This window comes from Haliea salexigens DSM 19537, assembly GCF_000423125.1.
Taxonomy (GTDB): Bacteria; Pseudomonadota; Gammaproteobacteria; order Pseudomonadales; family Halieaceae; genus Haliea; species Haliea salexigens.
The window spans coordinates 1-7912 of the sequence record NZ_AUHJ01000043.1 but is presented as its reverse complement, the minus strand read 5'-3'; the positions used below and the strand labels follow the sequence as shown (position 1 = coordinate 7912).

The following is a 7912-nucleotide window of genomic DNA, read 5'->3' as shown; positions in this document are numbered from 1 at the left end:
GTTCGTCGAGCAGACCGTCCACTCCGGATTCCACAAACCGATTGCGCCATTTGTGCACTGTCTTGCAGGATACGAACTGCTCATCTGCGACCTCGCTGGGTGTTTTCCCTGCATGTAACGCCAGGACAATCTTCGCCCGAGTAATCTGACCCTGGGGCAATGTGGTGGAGCGTAACCAGCCACGCAACGTACGCGCACTGGAAGCATCGATGGAGAATTCTTGAGGTCTACGCATACCGGCATAGTACACCTTTTCCCGTTAAATTACTCTATTTATCAAGCGGCCCACTAGTATTTCTTCTGTACGTAGATTCTCACCTTCCTCGGAAGCATCAAGCATGGCGCTGATAAGGGTATTTGCCTGTGGATTATGACGCGCCGCAGAGATGATTTCGCTCAAGCCTTCCGTCATCTCTTTACGTGAGCCGAGCTGCTGCTGAATGGAATACCCTTCTCCAGCACCAATGGCCAGGGAATCAGACCACATGCGCAAGCGATGACGTTCCTCCAACGGAATCCCCATCATCTGAGCAATTACATACACCGGCAGCGGACTGGCAAAATCATCTACCAGATCCAGCGCTTCACCATTGCGAATTTTCTGGTGGAGTTCGTCCATTAGATTTGTGGCTATTTCCACCACCGCTGGTTCCATTTCGGCGATGCGTTTTGGCGTGAAAGCCTTTGCAAACAGCGAACGAATTCTGGTGTGTTCTGGCGGATCATGCTGAATCAAGGGTAGGAAACCCATGCCGCCATTGTCATCGCGCTGTTCGCCGTCTTCTCCTGCTACGAGGCCCCCACCGGGTCCGGCTGCGGACGAGTATGTGTATGGGTCCTTGAGCATCTCGAGGATATCCTCATGCTTTGAAATAACCCAAAACCCATACTCCTGCGCATAGTAAACTGGATCGGTCTCTCGAAGATTCTTCCAAAAGGGTTGTGGCCGCGCAGCGTATTCTGCAGAGAGAAATGGAAATTCATTAGACATGGTATATTTCTCCTATTCGGGACAACCACCCACCAAATCGGCTGGCATCTTGTCCAACTTCCAATACTCTCAGTTTTCCGACAGCAAATTCGCATGTACCAATTTGAGTAAACGGTAAAATTCCTTGGCCTCTTTAGCAGACATGCCGCGCGTTGCCGCTCTGCCAATATCGCCTACCAGATCTTCAAGCGACTTCAGCATGGGGTCGATTTTATCCGTAAGGCGAACCATCTTCGCACGGCGATCACTAGTATCCTGATGTCGCGCTATCCATCCCGCTGACTCTAGTCGGTCCACAACTTTGCCCAGTGGTGGTTTCGCCATCATCAGGGAATCGGCAATACTAGTTTGCGTCTGCTCGCCGTTCATGTAGAGCAGGTAGAGCACCTGCCATTGTGTGCGAGTTAACCCCAAGTCCTTTACCTGCCTGTTAAAGAGCCGGGCGACCATCAAACTAATTTCGTGAATTAGCGTACTAACAGGCTGGTCTTGCCGCCTTGATTGTTGGCTTGCTATATCTTGCGTTGACAATTTAGTTATCCTAGTTAATATAACTACAGTTAATATTTTAGTTGTAGGTATCGCGGTTTGTCAATTCATGATGCCTCTCGAACTAGTTGGTAGCGATAGTATGCGTTACATCATGCAGACCGTGGGACCCATTTTGGCCGCAGCGATACTCATGGGCTGCGATGGCGAACCCCAAAATGGCACAACCAGTACTGGGATTACTCCACAGCCCTCGTCACCCGTTGTAGTATCGATTACGAGTCCGGAAATAGCGGCATTATCTGAGCCTATTTTTGTTACCGGCACCATTCTCGCACGCCGCTCCACCAATATTTCGCCGATGGTTGGTGGCCTCATCGAAGAAATCTATGTCAACGTTGGAAGCCGTGTTGAAGAAGGGCAGCCCTTGCTGCGTATGCGCCAGAAAGATTTCGAGATTAATGTCCTGCGTCTTTCTGAGGCTAAGCGCCTGGCAGAGGCAGAGTACAAAGACTCGGTACGCGATCTTGAAAACGCCATCGCACTCAGAGAGAAGCAAGCATTCTCTGTCGAGCAACTCGATGACAGGCGCACACAAGTTGAGGTATCGGCTGCGAAGCTCGGTATTGCAAGCGCTAATCTTGCCGAGGCGCAGAAGGAACTGGACGACTCAATAACCCGAGCACCCTACCGTGGCGTTATCACCCAGAGACATGTGGATGAAGGCGCATACGTCCCATCAATCATGCGCTCTGAGCACCCAGTCCTCCAAATCCAGGAGATTGATGTCATGGTGGCACTGGTGTTCGTGCCCGAAGTTTATTTAACTTCCATTCAGTTGGGTACGCTCGGAAGGGTTCACATACCGAGTATGAATCAAACCTATGAGTCGGAAGTGGCGCTGATCAACGATCGAATAGACCACAAAACTCGCACTATCGATGTAAGACTGGGAATACCAAATGTGGATTATGCGATCAAACCTGGGCTTTTCATTGAAGTCGAGCTGATGCCCATTTCAAGACAGGGGCTAATGTTATCACCCAACGCTACTATGGGACTGGGAAGCAGCCGCTCTGTCCTGGTGGTTGAAGATGGCGTAGTTAGTCAACGCACAGTGCAAGTACGTGAGCTTAGTGATGGTCGGCTTGAGATACTCCAGGGCGTAAGCTCAAATGCGATCCTTGTTGTAGGCCCCAGTATGCACAAGGTTTCTGATGGTTCACGGGTCACTATTTCAGAACATCCCTATGTGGATAGCTGACCTCTGCATTCGCCGGCCAGTGCTGGCGATCATGATGACCGCTGCGCTCATGATGCTGGGCGTGGTCTCCATGGGTCGAATAAGCATCGATCTGTTCCCGAGCGTTGAAGTGCCCATTGTAACGGTTGAAACAATACTCGAAGGAGCCTCTCCCAGCACGGTAGAGACAGAAGTTACCGAGAGGCTTGAAGAAGAGCTAATCGCTATATCTGGCGTCGATACAATGCGCTCGATTAGCGGTGACGGTTTTTCACAGATAATCCTTGAATTCGATATGGAGGAAAATCCCAACCTGAAGGCCCAGGAGATACGGGACAAAATCAGTCAAACTCTGCCGCTTCTGCCTGACACAGTTAGTCAGCCTGTCGTCTCCATACTTGATCCGGATTCTGAACCCATTGTCTCGGTGATTGTATCCGGCCCCTGGCCAGTGGGTGAACTCACAGCCTTCGCCAAAGATGTCGTCAAAGAGCGTTTGCAGAGAGTACCTGGCGTTGGCAGCGTGATTCTTGTCGGGGGCCGCGAGCGGGAAGTACGCATCTGGTTGAAAGCCCCACAAATGCGGGGTTACGGCGTAATTGCGGCCGATGTAATCAGCGCTATCCAACGTGAGCATGCTGACATCCCTGGCGGCCGCCTGGATTACCACAGCGGGTCCACGGAACTGACCATCAAAACCATGGGCGAAGTAACCAGCTTAAAAGAGTTGGGTGAAATCATTATTTCTCGCGATGATAAGGCGATGGTGCGCTTGATAGATGTTGCCGAAGTTGAGGATGGTCTGGAGGATGAACGCAGCTACGCGGAGCTAGATGGTAGAACAGGAGTAAGCCTCGAAATTCGCAAACAATCTGGAACCAATACCACCAGTATTGCCAAAGCAGTTAAGGCAGCGCTGACCAAACTTCAGACAGAAACACCAGCTGAAATCAACATTGTCACGGTAAGGGACAGTTCGCGATTTATCGGGTCCGCAGTGCGAGACGTGTCAAACGATATTTTGCTAGGCATCCTCCTGGTTGTCATTGTCACACTTTGCTTTTTACTCAGCGTACGCGCCACGCTAATTGTTGCAACCGCTATTCCAACGGCAATCATCGCTACTTTTTTCGCTTTCTACCTACTCGATTTTTCTATCAATATGGTATCGCTGATTGCCATATCACTGTGTGTCGGCCTGCTCGTAGACGATGCCATAGTTGTGCTGGAATCTATACACCGCGAAGTTGAAGCTGGGCTCGACCTCAATGAAGCTGCTTCAACGGGCACGCGAAAAGTTGCCACTGCCGTCATCGCATCCACCCTTTGTGTGATGGCGGTGTTCTTGCCGATTTCCTTTACCACAGGTCTGGTTGGTGTGTTTTTCTATCAATACGGTGTCACCATTGCTGTGGCAGTAGCACTATCTCTGTTTGTTTCCGTTACCCTTACGCCTATGTTGAGCTCTCGTCTGCTCAAAAAAAGTTCCGGCCATAGAGGAATGTTTGCGCTACTGGATAAGGGCTATGTACTTCTGGAAACAACCTACGTTAAGGGCGTTCGCTTCGCACTTCGCGCTCGCTGGCTTGTTCTGCTGTTGGCCGCTGCCACTGTCGGTATGGGTGTTTATAATGCGGGTCAGGTTCCCCTCTCATTTACGTCCGCAACTGATAGAAGCGAGTTTCTCGCCAAAGTCGAGCTTCCTCTGGGAACCGGTCTTACCCAGGCCAAGCGTGTTGCCACTCAAGTGAGTAAAACTGTCAGTGACCTGGAACATATTGAATTGGTGTTCACTGTTATTGGCTCCGGCGCTCAGGCCAAGGCAAACGAACTATCATTCTATTTTGGTCTGTCGCCGAAACAACAAAGGAGCAGTCATCAGTATGAAGTGATGGATGACGTCCGCACAGCGCTCGCTTTGGCCATACCCGATGCCAAGCACATCTCTTTGACAGATGTGCCCTGGATATCCGGAGGAGGATTCTTTGGTGCCGACATGGAGATGGCTTTAAGCGGCGATGATTTAGAACAACTTCGAACATACGCGGATACTATCACGAGCCAGATGGAAGAATCTGGCCTCTTCAGGGATATCAAGTCCAGCTATGAGCCAGGCAAGCCTGAATTGCAGGTTACGATAAACCGGCGCAGGGCCGCTGATTTGGGCATTTCGGTTCGAGATATCGCCGCTACTGTTGGAGCCACGATGGGTGGTGTAGATGTTACAAGTTACGAAGAGTTCGGTAATCGCTATGACGTGCGCCTGAGATATGCAGAAACGTACCGCGACGAGATCGGAAAGTTTGACCTCATTCAATTACGCGCGGCAGACAACAGCTTAATAGATTTCCGTAACGTCGCAGAGGTAAGCGTAACCAGTGGCCCGGCACAAATCGATCACTACAATCGGGCTCGAAAGATCGGTATTTCTGCAAACGCTCCCGCTGGGATCGCGACAGGCGAGCTGATGAAAAAAATGGATGAGATTATTAGTGATCTCGATATGGCTACAGGATACGAGAGTTCATATCTAGGCACTTCAGAGCAAATCAATGATATTGTCGAGGCAATATTTTTTGCACTAACAATGTCGATGCTCAGTCTATACATGATTCTGGCTAGTCAATTCAACAGCTATACTCAACCAGTAGTGATCATGCTTACCGCTCCGCTGTCTTTTGTGGGCGCATTCAGCTTGCTCGCATGGACTAACTCCGAGCTTTCAGTCTTGACACAAATCGGTCTGGTCGCGCTGATGGGTCTGGTTATGAAAAACGGCATTCTTCTGGTGGACTATGCCAATCAGGCCATAGAGCAAGGCCACAGCGCAGCGGAAGCTATGATCGAAGCGGCTCATTTACGCTTACGCCCAGTACTGATGACTGCGTTCTCTACCATATTCGGTATGATCCCTATAGCGCTGGCCACGTCTGATGGCGCTGAGTTACGCACTTCAATGGGTATACTCGTAATAGGCGGACTAATTTCCTCAACCGTGCTTACCTTATTTGTTGTTCCAGTGGTTTACACATTACTCGCCGACGCCGAAAGTCAGCTTGCCCGTCTATTAAAATCGGAAATCTGAACAAGATGGATGCACTCCAACTGGAAAAAGTTTACGAGTTGTTCAGCGCCGGGATCGGTGCTCACAGTGATATGTCACTGAAATTTGTTTCTACCGAGGAAAACCGAGTCGTATTGGAAATGCCTTTCCAGGAAAAGCATGCAACAGCGCACGAAAATGGTTCGTTGCACCCTGGCGCTCTGGCAGCCGCACTGGACAGTGCCTGCGGTTTCGTAGTCCTCCAAAGCCTCGCGGTGCCACAGGCCATTGCGACCATCAACCTGCGAATCGACCACATACATTCCGCCCCCGTAGGCACTGATGTTCGAATCCAGGCGGAGTGCTACCAGCAGATTAACGGGTTTGCCTATGTCAGTGCATTCGCCAGCAGCCTGGACGGAAGAAAGATGTTGTGTAACGCGCAAGGTATTTTCAAAATTGGCAGCCCAGGTCCTGCCCTGGATCGAAGCTTGCTCTATCGACGAGGTGATTAATCAAGATGGACAAACATCTACTCCAGTTTCTCGACGAGACGCCCTATGCGAAAAATTACGGGACCGAGCTTGTCAGATGCGAACCAGATGTCGAATGCCTGACTCCTTGGGCAGAGCATTTTACTGGTAACCCATTGTTGCAAGCGTGGCACGGAGGAGTAGTTGTAGGCGTTCTCGAGCTTACCGGTGCGTTGCAAACTTTAAAGGTATCAGCCGACGAAGTGTGCCCACTCCTATCAGCCAACATCAATTTTCTACGTCCCACCAAGGGTGATCTAGCCGTGCATACACGCGCTTACCTTGTTCGAAGTGGGAGGCAGATTCTGAATATCGATGTCATCGCCTGGCAAATCTCGCTGCAAGAGCCCACTGCTGCGGCAACACTGACTTTTGCAAGACGTAGTTAGTCACCATCCTTCTGTTCGATTTAACGCTAAATTCACGAAAAACCACCCCGTACCGCCTGCGTTCCGGCGCGAGCTCATTAGCCGCTCGCCCGAGAGAATTCTCGGTAAGAGTCTGGAAGAACACTCTTCCCCCAAGGCAATGGTGGATTTTTGCGGGTACAAATGTGCAGTTTTCGTCCGGCGTTGATAGGCTTTTCACAGCGGAGCATATCGTTTTCCGCATCAAAACCCCACGTCACTAAGGCGCGAAGCGAGTAGTGACGTGGGCAGCGCGCACATTGCGGCAATCTTGGCAACACCGAGGCTTAACGTCTTTTCAGGGGTGGTTACAGTGGAACCACCCCCTCAAAGGTGGATTGGGTCGTGTAGGCACAGTCAAATATGGCCAAAATTGCATTGCAGAGAGCTTTCAGGGCGTTTGATGGCAGCAAGTTTTCAGCTGCCGGGCAGAAACCACTCCCGATTCAGGTGAAGTTCTCTGTGACACGCGTATTCTGTGTTCCTATAATCGGCCCCAACACTGAATTTTGTCGCTGCCACTGCGCTTAAAGTGGCAAGGAAGACCCCACCTTGCGAAAGCGAACGGGGTAGGTGGATTCAGGTAGTTTTGGAATCTGCTGAACGCGTCACTCAGGACCCTTCTTGACGCAACGGTCAGCGATGACCGGGTCCCTCTTCGAACTATCGCAGTGCCGCTTCGTCTGGGTACCGCACCTTCAAATCCCTCCCGCCTGGTACGGGGATCGGTTCCATAAGCGCTGTGGATGGCCGGGCATATATGCCGGCCTGAAAGACAGTTTCTTCAACCACGCAAACGCACTGGCGGTCAGTGCGCTCTGCTCAACTTAAAAAGGAGAAATCCACCACCAGCCTTTGGCTGGATGACCGTTGGTTTGCACGGGCCAGTTTTCTTGCGAAAACACACCGTGCTGTCTATGGCCAGACACATTCAGGTCAACCGGGATTGGTGTCCCGTGATCGTACCGCTCGTCGGACCTGCGCAGCATTGTTGCCAGGTGATCAGAAACACTCACCGATGGAAACAACACTATGCGAGACCTGAACTACCAACTGAAACTCTTGTGCAAACACAGCCATGAAGGCAGCTTCGAAACCCGCGTAGGCCGTGAGCGCCAGTTGAGCGCAATCGCCAACCAGTTGCACGAGCTGGGCTTCCGGCAATTGAAGGCCTCCTCCCTCAAACAAAAGCATGTCCAGGCCCTG

8 protein-coding genes are annotated in these 7912 nt (G+C 51.1%); 5 read left to right on the top strand and 3 right to left on the bottom strand.

All coding sequences use genetic code 11. The annotated features are described in order from the left end of the window. The 3 genes from G533_RS24280 to G533_RS22920 form a co-directional block, all read right to left on the bottom strand. The coding region (locus G533_RS24280) for a helix-turn-helix domain-containing protein (protein WP_144079889.1) at positions 1 to 235 on the bottom strand (235 nt) is incomplete at its 3' end. 24 nt (positions 236 to 259) lie between these two features. Next, positions 260 to 991 carry a cytochrome P450 family protein gene (locus G533_RS0118790; protein ID WP_027951254.1) on the bottom strand — a complete coding sequence of 244 codons (732 nt, stop codon included), beginning with the start codon at positions 989 to 991 and terminating at the stop codon, positions 260 to 262. Positions 992 to 1060: 69 nt separating this feature from the next. Next, a complete protein-coding gene (locus tag G533_RS22920) occupies positions 1061 to 1522 on the bottom strand; it encodes a MarR family winged helix-turn-helix transcriptional regulator (protein WP_051230679.1) in 462 nt (153 codons plus the stop codon). A 100-nt stretch (positions 1523 to 1622) separates the two neighbouring features. Between G533_RS22920 and G533_RS0118780 the strand changes: the two genes are divergently transcribed. From G533_RS0118780 to G533_RS22905, 5 genes are all read left to right on the top strand, one after another. Further along, complete coding sequence (locus G533_RS0118780; protein ID WP_158413443.1) at positions 1623 to 2744, top strand: efflux RND transporter periplasmic adaptor subunit; 1122 nt, start codon at positions 1623 to 1625, stop codon at positions 2742 to 2744. Continuing rightward, on the top strand, positions 2731 to 5808 hold the full coding sequence (locus G533_RS22915; RefSeq protein WP_051230677.1) for an efflux RND transporter permease subunit: 3078 nt from the start codon (positions 2731 to 2733) through the stop codon (positions 5806 to 5808). Before G533_RS0118780 ends, G533_RS22915 begins: the two co-directional genes overlap by 14 nt. Before the next feature lie 5 nt (positions 5809 to 5813). Then, a complete protein-coding gene (locus G533_RS0118770) occupies positions 5814 to 6281 on the top strand; it encodes a PaaI family thioesterase (RefSeq protein ID WP_027951252.1) in 468 nt (155 codons plus the stop codon). Positions 6282 to 6286: 5 nt separating this feature from the next. Next, positions 6287 to 6688, top strand: a complete 402-nt coding sequence (locus G533_RS25415) for a PaaI family thioesterase (RefSeq protein ID WP_076001765.1) — start codon at positions 6287 to 6289, stop codon at positions 6686 to 6688. Positions 6689 to 7738: 1050 nt separating this feature from the next. Further along, the coding region (locus G533_RS22905; RefSeq protein WP_035529155.1) for a phage integrase N-terminal domain-containing protein at positions 7739 to 7912 on the top strand (174 nt) is incomplete at its 3' end.